The 15,074-nt window shown below is 62.9% G+C and carries 15 protein-coding genes; 10 read left to right on the top strand and 5 right to left on the bottom strand.

Annotation, left to right across the window (positions count from 1 at the left end):
- Positions 1-31 precede the first annotated feature (31 nt).
- The 3 genes from ACH9L7_RS01620 to ACH9L7_RS01610 all read left to right on the top strand — a co-directional run bounded on the left by ACH9L7_RS01620 (position 32) and on the right by ACH9L7_RS01610 (position 2,889).
- Positions 32-1,042, top strand: coding sequence for a PGF-CTERM sorting domain-containing protein (locus ACH9L7_RS01620; protein ID WP_396612006.1), 1,011 nt, complete (start codon positions 32-34; stop codon positions 1,040-1,042).
- Positions 1,039-1,362, top strand: coding sequence for a hypothetical protein (locus tag ACH9L7_RS01615; protein WP_396612005.1), 324 nt, complete (start codon positions 1,039-1,041; stop codon positions 1,360-1,362). The genes ACH9L7_RS01620 and ACH9L7_RS01615 overlap by 4 nt, the downstream gene beginning before the upstream one ends.
- 207 nt (positions 1,363-1,569) lie before the next feature.
- Positions 1,570-2,889, top strand: coding sequence for a phosphoribosylamine--glycine ligase (locus ACH9L7_RS01610; RefSeq protein ID WP_396612004.1), 1,320 nt, complete (start codon positions 1,570-1,572; stop codon positions 2,887-2,889).
- Positions 2,890-2,935: 46 nt separating this feature from the next.
- On the opposite strand, the gene ACH9L7_RS01605 is transcribed toward ACH9L7_RS01610, so the two are convergent.
- Both ACH9L7_RS01605 and ACH9L7_RS01600 read right to left on the bottom strand, forming a co-directional pair.
- Complete coding sequence (locus tag ACH9L7_RS01605; RefSeq protein ID WP_396612003.1) at positions 2,936-3,757, bottom strand: ZIP family metal transporter; 822 nt, start codon at positions 3,755-3,757, stop codon at positions 2,936-2,938.
- A gap of 138 nt (positions 3,758-3,895) precedes the next feature.
- Positions 3,896-4,588, bottom strand: a complete 693-nt coding sequence (locus tag ACH9L7_RS01600) for an SDR family NAD(P)-dependent oxidoreductase (protein ID WP_396612002.1) — start codon at positions 4,586-4,588, stop codon at positions 3,896-3,898.
- A gap of 93 nt (positions 4,589-4,681) precedes the next feature.
- Between ACH9L7_RS01600 and ACH9L7_RS01595 the strand changes: the two genes are divergently transcribed.
- From ACH9L7_RS01595 to cruF, 3 genes are read left to right on the top strand one after another with little or no spacing between them, the layout of a single operon-like run.
- A complete protein-coding gene (locus tag ACH9L7_RS01595) occupies positions 4,682-6,184 on the top strand; it encodes a phytoene desaturase family protein (RefSeq protein WP_396612001.1) in 1,503 nt (500 codons plus the stop codon).
- 8 nt (positions 6,185-6,192) lie between these two features.
- Positions 6,193-7,059, top strand: a complete 867-nt coding sequence (locus ACH9L7_RS01590) for a prenyltransferase (protein ID WP_396612000.1) — start codon at positions 6,193-6,195, stop codon at positions 7,057-7,059.
- A complete protein-coding gene (gene cruF, locus ACH9L7_RS01585; RefSeq protein WP_396611999.1) occupies positions 7,052-7,927 on the top strand; it encodes a bisanhydrobacterioruberin hydratase in 876 nt (291 codons plus the stop codon). Before ACH9L7_RS01590 ends, cruF begins: the two co-directional genes overlap by 8 nt.
- A 38-nt stretch (positions 7,928-7,965) precedes the next feature.
- Here the strand turns inward: cruF and ACH9L7_RS01580 are convergent, their stop codons facing one another.
- Entirely contained in the window at positions 7,966-8,985 is a 1,020-nt protein-coding gene (locus tag ACH9L7_RS01580; RefSeq protein WP_396611998.1) for a phytoene/squalene synthase family protein, read from the bottom strand.
- A gap of 166 nt (positions 8,986-9,151) precedes the next feature.
- Positions 9,152-9,304: an HVO_2523 family zinc finger protein gene (locus tag ACH9L7_RS01575; RefSeq protein ID WP_396611997.1), complete on the bottom strand. Its 153-nt coding sequence runs from the start codon at positions 9,302-9,304 to the stop codon at positions 9,152-9,154.
- 209 nt (positions 9,305-9,513) lie between these two features.
- Here ACH9L7_RS01575 and ACH9L7_RS01570 point away from each other — a divergent pair, with 209 nt between their 5' ends.
- The 3 genes from ACH9L7_RS01570 to ACH9L7_RS01560 all read left to right on the top strand — a co-directional run bounded on the left by ACH9L7_RS01570 (position 9,514) and on the right by ACH9L7_RS01560 (position 11,067).
- On the top strand, positions 9,514-9,789 hold the full coding sequence (locus ACH9L7_RS01570; RefSeq protein WP_396611996.1) for an ArsR/SmtB family transcription factor: 276 nt from the start codon (positions 9,514-9,516) through the stop codon (positions 9,787-9,789).
- Positions 9,790-9,793: 4 nt separating this feature from the next.
- Positions 9,794-10,090, top strand: coding sequence for a hypothetical protein (locus ACH9L7_RS01565; protein ID WP_396611995.1), 297 nt, complete (start codon positions 9,794-9,796; stop codon positions 10,088-10,090).
- 191 nt (positions 10,091-10,281) lie between these two features.
- Entirely contained in the window at positions 10,282-11,067 is a 786-nt protein-coding gene (locus ACH9L7_RS01560; protein ID WP_396611994.1) for a spondin domain-containing protein, read from the top strand.
- A gap of 149 nt (positions 11,068-11,216) precedes the next feature.
- On the opposite strand, the gene ACH9L7_RS01555 is transcribed toward ACH9L7_RS01560, so the two are convergent.
- Positions 11,217-14,324, bottom strand: coding sequence for an adenosylcobalamin-dependent ribonucleoside-diphosphate reductase (locus ACH9L7_RS01555; RefSeq protein ID WP_396611993.1), 3,108 nt, complete (start codon positions 14,322-14,324; stop codon positions 11,217-11,219).
- Between the two features lie 525 nt (positions 14,325-14,849).
- Here ACH9L7_RS01555 and ACH9L7_RS01550 point away from each other — a divergent pair.
- A complete protein-coding gene (locus tag ACH9L7_RS01550) occupies positions 14,850-15,062 on the top strand; it encodes a hypothetical protein (RefSeq protein ID WP_396611992.1) in 213 nt (70 codons plus the stop codon).
- Positions 15,063-15,074: the final 12 nt, after the last annotated feature.

The raw sequence follows: 15,074 nt of genomic DNA, 5'->3' as shown, positions 1-15,074 counted from the left end.
ACATATACCGACAGGTAGTTGTCAATCGACTATGGCAAAGAACACCCTCCTCGCAGGCGGGGCCGTGGTCGTGGTCGTCGCGGCCGTCGTCACGGCGCTTCTCGTCCCGGGGGTTCTCGCCGACCCAACAGACGAGGGGCCGGTCAGGCCCGGCCCCGTAGACGTGTCCGATGTCGCTATCGCGGCGGGCCCCGCGACAGGTGAGACGGTCACGCTGTCAGTCGAAACGCGAATCGACCATCGCGGCAACCCGACGAACAACGTGAGCGTACTCGTTCGCGCTGTCGACGCCGAGTCGGGCTTGCTCACGACGACGAAGCGCGTTCCGGTCGGAAACATCTCGCGTGACGGCGAGGTGACGGCCGGGACGAACATCACCGTTCCCCGCGAGGGGGGCTACAACATCGAAGTCGTCCTCTACCGCGACGCGGAGCGAGTCGACCAGCGCGAAAAGAGCGTTCGAGGCGTCGAGGCCATCAAACCCCCGTACCTCCAATCGACGACATCGTTCACCGAGAGCGAGGCGCTTCCCCCCGTCTCGTTTTCCATCGCCGACACCGGCGACGACCGGACGACGATGAACCTGATGGCGACGCTGACGAACGCCGGCGACCAACCGGCCGAGAACCTCGAAGTCACGTTCGTGCTTCGACAGGCCGAATCGAACATCGTCGCCTCCAGAACGACGGTCGACGCCGGAGCGATTCAGGCCGGTCGAACGGAGACGGTCGAAGCGTCGGCGACAGTGCCGAATGACTACAACTACTACATCGACGCCGTGTTGCTCAGAGAGGGTGTCGTTATCGACACCGCCCGCGGCGCGGCGAACCTGAACCCAACGAGGACGATTAGCGTGAACCAGACGACACAAGAGGTTGAACTGCGCGTAGAGGACTTCGAAGACGACGGTAGCACGTCCGGAGGGCCGTACGACGCTCCCGAAGAGACTCATACTGAGACGTCTGCACCCGGATTCGGTGCACTCGTGGCGCTCGTGGCAGTCGTTGCGAGCGCCTTCCTCGTTCGGAGGTGGTCGCAATGAGCGACGAGACGGCATCGGCGTCGGAAGCGAAACAGGCCAGCACGCAGTCCGCACCCAACCCGGACGTTGACCCGACCGACCAGACCAACGAGGAGTTCGCAGCACGCATGCGGCGCTACCTCGACTACGCCGTTCTGGTGGGACTGCTCCTGCTCGCGCTCATCGCGGCGCTCCAGTTCTACCTGAACGCCTCGCAAACCATCTCGACGTGGGTGAATCCCGAATACCGCGCGCCGTTCCAGGCGGCGTTCAACCTCGTGTTGCTCCTCGGGGCGGCGTTCGGAATTACGGTTCAGCTTCGGCGGTTGACGCGGGACTGAGGCGCAAGTGCGTCCCTGCGCCGCCCTCGGGAGTCGAAGACAAGACTCGACAGCGGCCCGAATCGCCGCGGCCGTCGCACACGTATCACTGCAACCACAGCTTTGTTCCTCGCGGTCCATGTATCTTCACATGGACCCCAACCGTGGCGTGAGAGACTGGACTGTCCTCGCTGCATCGAACACCGACCAGACGAGTGCGTGAGACAGATGGAATCCAGACGCTTCCTCTTCGTCTCCGCCGACGCCGCACTGATTACCGACCTCGCGTGGCAGATTCACCGAGAGGGCCACGACGTGAAGTACTACATCGAGGCGGCGACAGACAAGGAAATCGGAGACGGGTTCGTCCCCAAAACCGACGACTGGAAGGCCGATGTCGACTGGGCGGATGTCGTCATCTTCGACGACATCTGGGTCGGTTCGGACATCGGCACGGGAACGCTCGCGCAGGAACTCCGTGCGCAAGGAAAGGCCGTCGTCGGTGGCACGCCGAACACCGACCACCTCGAAGAAGACAGAGGGTACGCGATGGAGGTGCTCGAAGAGCAGGGTGTCAATACCATCGAACACCACATCTTCTACGATTTCGACGAGGGAATCCAGCACGTCCAAGAGAACCCTGCGCCGTACGTCATCAAACCGCTCGGCGAGGTGCAGAACGTCAAACGGTTGCTGTACGTCGGTAACGAAGCCGACGGGAGCGATGTCACTTCCGTGCTTCGCGCATACAAGAAGGCGTGGGGCCACCGCATGAAGGGCTTCCAACTCCAGCGGAAGGTCGAGGGCGTCGAAGTTGCCGTCTGTGGCTTCTTCGACGGGAACCAATTCGTCGACACGGTGAACTTCAACTTCGAACACAAGAAGCTGTTCCCGGGCAACATCGGCCCGTCGACGGGCGAGATGGGAACGTCGATGTTCTGGGCCGGACGAAACAGACTGTTCGAACAGACCCTCGGTAAATTGGAGGAGTGGCTGGCCGACGAGGGTTACGTCGGCAGTATCGACCTCAACTGTATCGTCAACGAGCACAGTATCTACCCGCTGGAGTTCACGCCGCGGTTCGGTTATCCGACGATAACCCTCCAAGAGGAATCGTTCGAATCGTCGACCGGGCAGTTCTTTTACGACCTCGCGCACGGGAACGCCCCCGAACTGTCGGTTCACAAGGGGTACCAAGTCGGCGTCCGAATCGTCCTGCCACCGTTCCCGTTCAACGACGAGCAGACGTACGACGAGAGTTCGCGCAACGCCGCCATCGTCTTCGAGACGGAGCACCGTGAGGGGATACACATCGAGGACGCCAAGAACGTCGACGGTCAGTGGCGCGTCGCCGGGGAAAGCGGCATGCCGCTCGTCGTAACTGGGAAAGGAAAGACGATGCAGAAAGCCCGCGAGCAGTGTTACGACCGCATCGACGACATCGTCATCCCGAATCTCTACTACCGCGACGACATCGGCGAGCGGTGGATAGACGGCGACGGCGACCAGTTACTGGCGTGGGGATATCTCGGCCCGCAATCAGCTTGACATCCTCCCCCTAAAGGGCGGTTCTCCACACTTCCGTAAGTGCCTCTTATGCCAGCAGCATCCATGCGCCGAAGACAGCACCACCACCGACGACGGTGCTCCCGGCGGCGTGGAGACGGAGGCGGTCCAGAATCGAGTGTGCGTGTTCGTCCTCGACAGACAATAGGTCGTGAATCTCGCTGCCGATTTCACAGCGCGGCAGGAAGTCCATGGCGACGTGGAGGAAGACGCCGGAGGCGAACCCGAAGACGACGCCGCGGAAGGCGTCCGTCGCAGGGAGGGAGATAGCGCTGGAGATGATGGCCGCGATACCAAGTCCCGCCGCGGGGAGCAACAGCGGGACGACAGACTGGTTCCGCGACGAGAGGCGGCGAGCGGCCGCGTAGCCAGCAGGGCCTTTGTGCGAGACGATTGCCAGTCCGAGACCGACGCCAACGTCGATGTTCCCGTAGACGATGCCGATGATGGCACCCGCCGAGAGAGCGTGCGCCGAGAGTTCGGTTACAGTCCGGTCCACGGGGAGGTCCATGTGGGCAAAGCGATGCCCGATAGTGTGGGAGGCAAAGCCCGCGAGGATACCGAGCGCGATGCCGAAGCCACCGAACTGCGGGTGGTGGCCGAGCGCCTGCGGAACGAGAAACACCGCCGCGCTCGTGACCATCGCCCCGCTGGCGAGTCCGTATCCCCAGACGAGTCCCTCAGCGTGTTCTGAACGCGCTCGGGCACCGAACGGCGCGGCGAACGCCATCGCACCGAACGCGGCCCACGAGACGATGAGCAACTTCCACGCCTGCGTGGACGCGGCGTAGCCCGAGAGTGCAACGAGTGCCACGACGCTTCCGACGCCGATGGCTGTGGGACGATTCATGTTATGAACAAAATTCCTTTGGTTAATAAGGGGCGCGGTTCGTGGAGGATATCCACCGCAACACCCTCGTAGGGCTCCCAGAGACAGCGTTCTGGAGACAGTGTTAAGGACAGATTCCAGAGACGGCGTTCGAGTCGGTCAGCGGGTCGCCTTCTTCCACGCCGCGAGTTCGACGACTTTGCCGTCGAGGGAGTCCGCATCCGCTTCGGCCGCCGCCCAGCGGACCATCTCGGCGGCGTCTTCGGGGTCGCGTCCCTGTCCGCCCGTACGGTCCGTGTTGACGACGCCGGGGTCGACGATGCCGACGGTCTGCGAGCAGTCGGCGGCGAACTGACGCGCGAGTCCCTCCGCGGCCGCCTTGGAGACCGCGTACGCACCCATTCCCGGTTTCGCCGTACGGGCGACGCTTCCCGAGGGGACGAGGATGCGGGCGTCGTCGGGCATGTGCGGAAGCGCCTCTTTTACGGCCGTGAACACGCCGCGGACGTTCGTCCGAAGGGTGTCGTCGAAAACGGTGTACGCCTCGTCGGCCATCGGCATCTCGCCGGGCGTTCCGTGTGTGATAGCCGCGTTGGCGACGAGCACGTCGATAGCCCCGCCGTCTCTGGCGGCGGTCTCCATCAGTCGCTCCATGTCGAACTCGTCGCGCACGTCGGCGCGAAGTCCAGTCGCGGTTCCGCCGTCGGCTTCGATGTCCGCGACAACCTCGTCGAGGGCATCCCGGTCGCGGGCGCAGGCAACGACGGTCGCACCCGCCCGACCGAAGGTGCGGGCGACGGCCGCGCCGATACCCGTACTGGCACCTGTGACCACCACGGTGGTGTCGTTCATGGGTGCCGTAAGGAGAGTGCGACCCTAAAGCTACCTGCCGGTTTCCCCGATTTAGTCAGTCGATTTATGGTCTTATCGTCCCTAGGGAAATCCATGAATTCTGTCTCTGACCTCAACTCTCTCGCGGGAGAGACCGTCGTCGTCATCGGCGGTGGCTTCGGTGGTCTCTCGACGGCGTGCTATCTCGCCGACGCGGGTGCCTCGGTCACGCTCCTCGAGAAAAACGAACAGCTCGGAGGCAGAGCCAGCACCTTCGAACGCGACGGGTTCCGATTCGACATGGGGCCGTCGTGGTACCTGATGCCCGACGTGTTCGAGCAGTTTTTCGCGTACTTCGGAAAGCGGCCGGACGACTACTACGGCCTGACCCGACTCGACCCCCACTACCGCATCTTCTTCAAAGACGGCGACCGGGTGGACATGGTTCCCGACCTCCAGACGAACAAGGAGGTGTTCGAAGCCTACGAACCCGGCGCGGGCGACAAACTCGACGACTACCTCCGCAAGTCCGAGCGCAACTACCGCATCGGCATGGAGCACTTCGTCTACACCGACCGCACGGAACTGACCGACTTCATCGACCCCGTCGTCTTCAAGAATGCGTGGGGGCTGTCGCTCGTCGGGTCGATGCAGGACCACGTCGAGAAATACTTCGACCACCCCAAACTCCAGCAAATCATGCAGTACACGCTGGTGTTCCTCGGCGGTGCGCCGAACAACACGCCAGCACTCTACAACCTCATGAGTCACGTCGATTTCAACATGGGCGTGTACTACCCCGACGGCGGCCTCGCGGGTGTCGTCGACGCCATCGTCCAACTCGGCGAAGAACTCGGGGTCGAGTTCCACACCGACTCGCCGGTCGCCGAAATCGCGGGTCGCCGCGGCGGCTTTGCCGTCCGCACCGAAGACGGCCGCGAGTTCCTCTGTGACCAAGTCGTCAGCGACGCCGACTACGCACACACAGAACAGGACCTCCTCTCACCCGAAAAGCGCCAGTACGACGCCGACTACTGGGAGTCGCGCACGTACGCCCCCTCGGCGTTCCTCCTCTATCTCGGCGTCGAAGGCGACGTGGACGAACTCGCCCACCACACGCTCGTCTTACCGACCGAGTGGGACGACCACTTCGAGACACTCTTCGACGACCCGGCGTGGCCGGACGACCCCGCGTACTACCTCTGTGTCCCCTCGAAGACGGACGACACCGTCGCACCCGAAGGCCACAGCAACCTCTTTGCGCTCGTTCCCGTCGCAGCGGGCCTCGACGACACGCCCGAACAGCGGCAGGCGTACCGTGACCTTGTCCTCGACGACATCGCCGAACACACAGGTGTCGACCTCCGCGACCGTATCGTCGTCGAAGAGACCTTCTGTGTGAGCGACTTCGCCGACCGCTACAACAGCACACAAGGAACTGCTCTCGGCCTCGCACACACGCTCACGCAGACCGCACTCCTTCGCCCGCCCCACGCCTCGAAGAAGGTTGACGGTCTCTACTTCACCGGGTCGTTCACGACGCCCGGCATCGGCGTCCCCATGTGTCTCATAAGCGGGCAACTCACCGCGGAGGCGATGGCCGAAGACGCCGGGTGAGACGCTATATGGCGACCCCTTCCCCGACGTACCGCGGTCCGGTGGACCGACTCTCCTACCTGGTGGTCCTCTCTCGCCCCCGCTTTTGGCTCTATCTCGCCGGGCCGGTCCTCGTCGGAGCGGCCGCCGCCGCGACGACGCTCGGCGACTTACTTTCCCCCGAGGTGTTCGTTCTCTTTGCGTACTTCCTCGTCCCGGCGAACGTCTTTCTCTACGGCATCAACGACCTGTTCGACGCGGACGTAGACGAGGCGAATCCAAAGAAAGACGACCGCGAAGCGCGCTGGCGCGACGACCAAATCAACCTCGCCATCGTCATCGGCAGCGGCGTGCTCGGGGCCGTCGTGATTACGCTCGTGCCCGCACTCGCGGGGCCCTGGCTCGCCGCACACTTCTTCCTCGCCGTCGAGTACAGCGCACCGCCGTTCCGGTTCAAGACGACACCCTTCCTTGACTCACTCTCGAATGGGCTGTACATTCTTCCCGGCGTGGCCGCCTACGCCGCCGTCGCGGGCGTGAACCCGCCACCCCTCGCCGTCGCGGGCGCGTGGCTCTGGACCATGGCCATGCACACGTTCTCCGCGATTCCGGACATCGACCCCGACCGCGAGGCGGGAATTCAGACGACTGCGACCGCTCTCGGCGAAGGTCGCACGTACGCCTACTGCGCGGTCGTGTGGACGCTCGCCGCTGCCTCGTTCGCGACTATCGATGGTCGTCTCGCTGGCCTGCTCGCCATCTATCCGCTGTTCGTTCTCGGTGTGGCGCTGTCAGACGTGGACGTTGCGCGGGCGTACTGGTGGTTCCCGATTCTCAATACCGTCGTCGGCATGCTCATCACCGTCGGGGCACTCTGGGGTGTCGTCTATGGGTGACTCTCGTCTCCACCTTCCGCGGACCCGCCGTGAGGCCGAGCGCACGCTCGACCGCATCGTCCGGGAGAACCGCTTTACCATCTCGGTATTCTTCCCGCTGAACGGTGCGGTCCTCCTCGTCGCCAGCGCGATGGGCTGGCTCCCGGAGCCGGTGGCGTTCAACGCCGTTCTCATCCTCCTCGGGACGCTCGTGATGCGCTCGCCGCTTATCGTCGGCGTCCTACCGCTGGTGACGCGCCGGGCCGCCCTCGGCGTCGGGGCGCTCACCGCCTACGCCTACGCCATCGAGTATACCGGCGTCACGACCGGGTGGCCCTACGGCTGGTTCGAATACGGCGTCGAGTTGGGACCGACCGTCGCGGGCGTCCCCGTTGGGCTGCCAGTGTTTTTCATCCCGCTCGTGATGAACGCCTACTTGCTGTGTCTGCTCCTCCTCGGTGACCGAGCGAAACACACCGCCGTCCGCCTCGGCGTCGTCACCGCCACCGTCCTTGCGATGGACGTCGTTCTCGACCCCGGTGCCGTCGCACTCGGCTTCTGGGAGTACTACCGATTAGGCCCGGACGCCGTGCTCTTCTACGGCGTCCCGCTTTCGAACTACGCCGGATGGGTGGTTAGCGCGACCATTGCGGTGGTCGTCCTCGACTGGGCGTTCGACCGCGACGCGCTCCTCGCCCGACTCGACCGCACCGAATTCATGCTCGACGACCTCGTGAGCTTCGTCATCCTCTGGGGCGGCATCAACCTCTGGTTCGGAAACTGGATTCCCGTCCTCGTCGCGGGACTGTTCGGCGTCGGCCTGCTTCGAACCGAGCGATTCGATTCGCGGTTGCTGAGGGGTCCGCGGCGCTTGCCGTGGCGGTCGTAATCAGCGAGAAAGACGCGACTGGAGCGGACAGAAGCGATTCAGTCTGACCCCCAAAGCGGTAGCGACTGAAGCCACCCTGAGAGCCGACCGCGATTCTGTGACTGCGATGCGGGCGTCGACCCGGGACCGAAGTCGGCCTGCAGTTCGTCCTCGTCGTGGTACGGAACGACGCTGACGGCTTTGAACACGGCGACCGGGTCGCGCCACACTGCCCAGTACGCCGCCGTCTTCGCGAGGAGTGCCACCTTCCGGGTGGTGCTCAACTCGGGCGTGGTCGAGAGCGTGTCGTAGCCGAGGTTCTGAATCGACCGGTGGTGGTCGGCGTACAGGACCGCCGCGAGGAGCACGGCAAACTGGCAGTCCACCGGGAGGTACTCGATACCGGCGACGCCCGCTCGATAGAGCGCTTCGGTCCGTCGAAGTTCGTCTCGCATCGCGGCGGCGACGCACTCGTCGAACTCACGGTTCAGAATCTGTTCTGCGTCTACGCCGTGGCGCGTCAGCGTCTCTTCTGGGAGGTAGACCCGGTCGCGCTCTTCGACATCCTCACCGACGTCGCGGAGGAAGTTCGTCATCTGGAAGGCCTGCCCCAGCGCCGTCGCGTAGGGGAGGGCCGCCTCCGGGTCGTCAGGTCGCATCACGGCGGTCATCATCCGCCCGACGGCGGACGCCGACCCGTCCATGTACGCTTCGAGTTCCTCGTAGGTGGCATAGCGGTCTTTCTCGATATCCGACTCCATCGCGTCGATGAAGGCGTTCACGTCCTCGGCGTCGATTCCGTATCGCTCACGGAGGTCAGAAAACGCCGACAGCACCGGGTCGTCGGTCTCGCGCTCGCCGAGTGCTTCCGCTTGGAGTTGCTCGAGTCGCGCTCGTTGCTGGGCGGGCGGGGCGGTTACCTCCGCATCGACAACTTCGTCGGCGACGCGGAAGAACGCGTACAGGACGTAGGTCGCGTGACGGACTCGCTGTGGGAGGAGTCGAGTCGCGAAGTAGAACGTCTTTCCCGTCCGCTGTTGGATTTGCTTTCCGGCTTCGACCTGTGATTCGTTGAGCATCGTTTCGTATACCGCGTGACCGAGTAAGCGAGACGTGTGGGCCGCGCGCAATCTTGCTCGGTTATTCGGCAGCAGACAGCATAACACTTCGCGCTGCCGTGGTGTTTCCCCTCTAATTCGGTGACAAGGTCGAGGTTGTACTGTGTATCTGTCTTGTCAACTCACGTTACCAGAACGTATCGCTACAGTCGTAGACGACGCCGTGTTCCGGACAGACGTACTTACAGTGTCGATGGTCCATCGACGCGCCACAGAAGGGACAGGGTCGCCCCTTCGGTGCGTCGATTGTACACGCGTCCCGACCGGACTCGTCGTTCATACGAAGTTTTCGTAGGACTGGATAGACATATGACTTACTGCCAGTTGCGGACGGTGCTGTCGGATGTGCCCGGCGGAAACTCACCCCGAATTTGGTACTGATGTGGAACAATCCTCATGTAGGCTCCACCCGGACTCACTCCTGTACCGCGCCGAACCGTACCCGTGGGAATATTACACCCGCCGACGAATCAATAAAACGAACAGTCGATGGAGAAGGCGCTTTGGTACCTACTGACGGCGACGCGCGGCGGTGAGAACCGTGTTCGAATCATCCGCGCGCTGTCCGACCATCCGATGAACGCAAACCGCCTCGCCGACGAACTCGATGTCGGCTACAAGACAATCAGACACCACCTCGACATGCTCGAATCACACGGCGTCGTCGAGGGCGGCGACAACAAGTACGGGCGACTGTACTTCCTGACTGACCAGTTCGAGCACAACCGCGACACTTTCGAACAAATCACGGAGCATATGGACTGACATCATGGCTATGGGCTCACAAATTATGGTCGCAAGCGCCCTTTCGGGCGTGAACATCGTCTTCCTCGCGGCGTTGACCGCCGTGTGGGTTCGCAACTACCGGACGTTCCGGACGTCCCTCGTCTTGGGTCTCCTCGCGTTCGCAGTGGTGATGCTCGTCGAGAACGCCTTCGCGCTGTATTTCTTCTTCACGATGCAGAGCCTCTACTCCGTCGACCCGCACGTCCAGCAGGCGGTGTTGGTCCTCCGCGGCCTCCAACTCGTCGCGCTCGGCTTCCTGACCTACGTCACGATGCGATAGCCGACCACGTCACGATGCGGTAGCCGACCACGTCACGATGCGATAGCGACCCACTGGGCGGGCGGTCGCAGGCCCGAATTTGGTACCGATTTTACCCCAACTCGACAGAGACTCGGTCCGAATCTCGAAAAACCCCCTTTAGCTCGTCTATCGTCTCTCTTCCCGTGGATTCTGACCACACAGGAGCGACCATGACCGACGACACGACACCGCAGACGACACGACGAACCGTACTGGGACTGACCGGCGCTGGCATCGCAACCGCGCTCGCCGGGTGCCTCGGCGAGACGACGATTCCCGGGCAGAACGCTATCGGCAACAGCGACCAGTCCGCACGAACCTACCGCGTCACCGTTGCAAATCTCACGAACGGCCAGCCCTTCACCCCGCCAGCAGTGGTCGCACACAAGGCCAGCACCGAACTGTTCGCTGTCGGCGACCCCGCCAGCGACGAAATTCAGGAAGTCGCCGAAAACGGGAACCTCGGCCCGCTAACCGAATTCGCCGAGAACTCGGGTGACGTTCGCGGCGTCGCCGTCGGCGGGGCACCCCCCGTTCCGACCGAACTCCCTGCCAGCGCGCAGTTCCCCTACACGACCACGCTCGAACTGGAGACGGACGCCAGCGGCGCGTTCCTCTCCTTTGTCAGCATGCTCATCGGGACGAACGACGGCTTCACCGGTCTCGACACCGTTCCCCTCCCGGACCGAGTCAACGAGTCGCGGTCGTACTTCGCGTCGAGTTACGACGCCGGAACGGAGATGAACACCGAGATGTACGAAGACATGGTCCCCCCTGCGCAGGCCCTCTACGGAATCGACGGTGGGGTAGACGGGACCGGAATGAGTGACCCCGACCTCGCGGAAGACGGTGTCATCATGCCCCACGGCGGCATCACCGGAGACGGTGACCTCGACCCCGCCATCTACGGTTGGGACGACCCCGCGGCGCTCGTACAGGTCGAACGCATCGCGTAGATGGGTTGCATCAACGTCGGTGGGTTGCATCAACGTCGGTGGGTTGCATCAACGTCGGCGGGTTCGGCGTCGAAAGAAAACGAGCGGAACGTCGGCCCGAATTTCGGGCCGACCGAGTCAATCAGCGCTGGGTACGTCGTACCGCGTGCTTAGCACTCGGACCAGCCGCAGTTCTGGCAGGTCTTGCAGCCCTCGGAGTAGTAGAGACTCATCTCTCCACACTCGGGACACTCGGGGCTCTCGCCCGCTGCCAGCAGGTCGGCCGTGGCGTCGGACTGCACGTCCGCGCCGTCTGCGTCGCCCGCGTCGATTGCGACGCCGCCGTCGGTGTTGCCCGACTCGGCGGCCTCGGCTTCGAGTTCGGTCAGGTTCTTCTGCTGCGGGTAGCCCTTGTCGATGTCGCCGTCGAGGTAGCGGCGCATCGCGGTGCCGATAGCGTCCGGGATGGAGTTAATCTGCTCGCCCTTGTCCCAGGCGACCTTCGGACTGCGGATACCCTTCAGTTCGTTCGCAATCTCCTCGGGGTCGACACCCGAGCGGAGCGCGGTGGAGACGGTCTTCGCGAGCGCCTCGGTGAAGGACGCGGTGAAGCCGCCGGAGTTGCCGATGTTGGCGAACAGTTCGAACGGGTTGCCGTCTTCGTCTTCGTTGATGTTGACGTAGAGCTTCCCGTAGCCGGTGTCGATGCGCTGGGTGACGCCGTAGAGCACGTCCGGACGCGGACGCTTCTTACCGACTTCGCTGGGCGAGTCGACGAAGGCGAGTTCGAGTTCGTCGCCAATCAGGTCGGAGACTTCCTCGGATTCGAGGAAGGCATCCACGTCGCCGAAGACCTCGCGAATCTGCGAGACGATGGCCTCGGCCGCCTCTTCGTCGTCGGAGAACTCGGTGTTCTTCGCACGCGTGGTGAGGACTTGCTTCGAGCGGGTACCGTCGCGGTAGACGGTGACGCCCTTGCCACCGTGGTTGTAGATGTAGCGGTAGACCTCGTCCATGTCCGCCTTGCTGGCGGAGTTGGGGAAGTTACAGGTCTTGGAGATGGCGGAGTCGACGCCCTTCTGCAGGGCGCACTGGACGCCTGCGTGTTCGAGGCCGGTGAGGTCGGACGTGACGACGAACAGTTCACCGATGGCGTCCGGAACCGTCGAGAGACCTTCGACGCCGTCGAACTCGTTTGCGGCCATCTGCTCTTGTGCTTCGAGTTTGACCTCCTCGACGTCGATGTCGTTTGCCTCCAGCACGCGGAGGAAGTAGTCGTCGAACTCGACGAGCATCTCGTCGCCCTGCACGTCGTCGGAGACGTTCTTGTAGTAGGCGACGTTGTAAATCGGCTCACAGCCACCGGTGGTGTTCGACACCATCGAGGTGGTGCCCGTCGGGGCGATGGTCGTCGTGTTGTGGTTGCGGATGGGGAAGCCGTCTTCCCAGTCGTCGGCGGACTCGCCGGTGTGGTGTTCGAACCACTCGCGGTACTCCGTCGGGTTCGCGTACTTGGAGTCTTCCCACGCCTCGAACGGACCGCGCTCTTCGGCGAGTTCGTGCGAGGCCCACTTGGACTGGTGGTTGATGTGGGTCATGAGCTGCCGCGCCATCTCGTTACCCTCGTCGGAGCCGTAGCGGACACCGAGTTGGATGTAGAGCTGCGCGAGACCCATGATGCCGAGCCCAATCTTGCGGAGTTCGCGGACCTTCTCTTCGATTTTCTCGACCGGGAAGTCCGACATCGTGACGACGTTTTCGAGGAAGCGCGTGCCGTACTCGATGCGGTGGTCGAACTCGTCCCAGTCAATGGCGTCTTCGAGGAAGGCGTCGATTGCGTCCGAGATGTCGTCGTACTCGTCGCCGTGGGCGTCGTACCAGACGCGCCAGTCGGGCGCGTCCATGTCGACGAGCGTCGAGAGGTTGATGTGGCCGAGGTTACACGCCTCGTACTCTTCGAGCGGCTGTTCGCCGCACGGGTTCGTCGCGAGGATGCGGTGGTCGGGGTGCTTCTCGACGTCGAAGGAGTGCTGCTTGTTCGCGCGTTCGAGGTAGACGACGCCGGGTTCGCCGTTCTCCCAGGCACCGTCGATAATCTGCTCCCAGAGTTCGGCGGCCGGAATGGAGAGCACTTCGCCGACTTCGACGTGGTGGCCGAGGTCGAACATCTCGTAGATTTCCTTGGTCTGCGGCGTGGCGACGTGGGGTTCTTCCGTGCGTGGGTTGGTGAAGACGAACTCCTCGTCGTTGTACAGCGCCTCCATGAAGTCGTCGGTGACGCCGACAGAGATGTTGAAGTTCGAGAGGTGGCCTTCGACGGCGTTGCGGAGATGCTTGGGGACGCGGCCGTCCTCGTCGATGAGTTCGCGCGCCTCTTCGAGCGCGTCGGCGAACTTGGTGTGGGTGAAGTCGTCGGGGTCGTTCAGACGGAGCGTGTGCGCGAGCGAGACGTCCTTGTTCTTCGCGTGGATGAACTGAATCACGTCAGGGTGGCTGACGCGCATGACGCCCATCTGGGCACCGCGGCGGGCACCGCCCTGCGCGATGGTCTCACACATCTGGTCGAACGTCCGCATGAAGGTGATGGGGCCGGAGGCGATACCGCCGGTCGAACCGACCGCGTCACCGTAGGGGCGGAGTTTCCAGAAGGCGTAGCCCATGCCACCGCCGGACTGGAAGACCTCTGCGGCCTCCTTCGCCGTCTGGTGGATGTCCGTGATGTCGTCGCCGGGCGAGTCGACGAAACACGCCGAAAGCTGCTGGAGTTCGTCGCCAGCGTTCATCAGCGTCGGCGAGTTCGGCATAAAGGAGAGCTGTTCCATCATGTCCTGGAACGTCTCGCGCTTGTCGACGACGGCCTCGCGAACGTCCCCCGGAAGTTCGGGGACGAGCGTTTCGTAGGCGAACTTGTTGACGTTGTAGATAGAAAGCGTCGTCTCGGTGTCCACGTCGTCGGCGGAGACGCCTTTGCCGAAGACTTCCGCGGCAAGTTCGTCGCGGCGCGGGTGGTCAGGCTTCAGCAGGTCCGGCGTGACGGTAATCTCGATTCCCTGCTTTTCGGCCTCGAAGACGGCCTCGGCTAGGGCGATGTTCTTCGCGACACGCGGGAAGAGGTCTTCCTGCGTCTCGGTGAGGTCGCCGTCGGCGTTCTTCCGAAGATAACGGGCGGGAAGAATGTTGTCGTAAGCGTTGCCCGTCATCCGCTCGGCGAGCGTGTCGCCTTCGGTCCGCTTGACCGGCAGGACGAGTTCGTCCGCGGAGAGTTCGGCGTTGCTCATCTACTGTCCCTCCCACCCGAAGCGTGTCCGGGTGAAGTGTCGTCGTACGTGTGGAATAGTTCCGCGCATGGGTAACGATGTTGGTCTGTGTGATGTGGTCGGTTAAGGCTTCGGACTTTCGGCCCTGAATTATCACATTTCGTTCAATTGTGTCAGGGGATAACGACCCGGTCCGAAGTGCACAGTTTAGATGGAAGACGGCCGAGCACATAACGGTAGCCAGAGCGGAGTGGAAGTGAAATATCGATACGGAAAATCAGCAGACATCGGCGAGATATCCAGTAGAATACGAGGGGGGAGCAAACGATTCTGAAAGAGTAACATGGTGGGATGTCCCGCATCAACGAGGAGGATATAAAGGCAACACCGACAGACGACAGTTCAAGAAGTATCAGATTTCATATGTTGAAATGAGTCGAGGATATTTGGCCGGTCTACGCGGCGATTTAGGGGTCGAGTCACGCCCGAAAACGGGGCACTGCGTCCCCCACAAGCTTATTCTCGCGTCGGGTGTCATGTTCAGATATGGTAGTCGAATCCCTCACCGCCGTGCCGCTCCAATTTGGTGGCTTTCTCGGCAGTCAGCTCGGACAACTGCTCCTCGTCCTCGTGGCTATCGCGGTTGTCATCCTCGTGGGCCGACTGGTGCTGAAAATCGCGTGGCGACTCGTCACCATCGCCGCCGTCATCATCGGCGCGCTGCTGTTGCTGTCGTTCTTCGGCCTTAGCCCCTTCTAACCAGCGCAGGGA

Origin of the sequence: Haloferax sp. S1W (assembly GCF_044593955.1) — an archaeon.
Taxonomy (GTDB): Archaea; Halobacteriota; Halobacteria; order Halobacteriales; family Haloferacaceae; genus Haloferax.
Note: the sequence above shows the minus strand (reverse complement) of the source record. Positions and strands in the feature narration are given on the sequence as shown.

Coding starts and splice junctions, on each gene's coding strand:
- ACH9L7_RS01615 (WP_396612005.1), top strand. CDS start 1,039: ATGAGCGACGAGACGGCATCGGCGTCGGAAGCGAAACAGGCCAGCACG.
- ACH9L7_RS01590 (WP_396612000.1), top strand. CDS start 6,193: ATGGCGACCCCTTCCCCGACGTACCGCGGTCCGGTGGACCGACTCTCC.
- ACH9L7_RS01570 (WP_396611996.1), top strand. CDS start 9,514: ATGGAGAAGGCGCTTTGGTACCTACTGACGGCGACGCGCGGCGGTGAG.
- ACH9L7_RS01600 (WP_396612002.1), bottom strand. CDS start 4,588: ATGAACGACACCACCGTGGTGGTCACAGGTGCCAGTACGGGTATCGGC.
- ACH9L7_RS01580 (WP_396611998.1), bottom strand. CDS start 8,985: ATGCTCAACGAATCACAGGTCGAAGCCGGAAAGCAAATCCAACAGCGG.
- ACH9L7_RS01555 (WP_396611993.1), bottom strand. CDS start 14,324: ATGAGCAACGCCGAACTCTCCGCGGACGAACTCGTCCTGCCGGTCAAG.
- ACH9L7_RS01560 (WP_396611994.1), top strand. CDS start 10,282: ATGACCGACGACACGACACCGCAGACGACACGACGAACCGTACTGGGA.
- ACH9L7_RS01605 (WP_396612003.1), bottom strand. CDS start 3,757: ATGAATCGTCCCACAGCCATCGGCGTCGGAAGCGTCGTGGCACTCGTT.
- ACH9L7_RS01565 (WP_396611995.1), top strand. CDS start 9,794: ATGGCTATGGGCTCACAAATTATGGTCGCAAGCGCCCTTTCGGGCGTG.
- cruF (WP_396611999.1), top strand. CDS start 7,052: ATGGGTGACTCTCGTCTCCACCTTCCGCGGACCCGCCGTGAGGCCGAG.
- ACH9L7_RS01620 (WP_396612006.1), top strand. CDS start 32: ATGGCAAAGAACACCCTCCTCGCAGGCGGGGCCGTGGTCGTGGTCGTC.
- ACH9L7_RS01595 (WP_396612001.1), top strand. CDS start 4,682: ATGAATTCTGTCTCTGACCTCAACTCTCTCGCGGGAGAGACCGTCGTC.
- ACH9L7_RS01575 (WP_396611997.1), bottom strand. CDS start 9,304: ATGAACGACGAGTCCGGTCGGGACGCGTGTACAATCGACGCACCGAAG.
- ACH9L7_RS01550 (WP_396611992.1), top strand. CDS start 14,850: ATGGTAGTCGAATCCCTCACCGCCGTGCCGCTCCAATTTGGTGGCTTT.
- ACH9L7_RS01610 (WP_396612004.1), top strand. CDS start 1,570: ATGGAATCCAGACGCTTCCTCTTCGTCTCCGCCGACGCCGCACTGATT.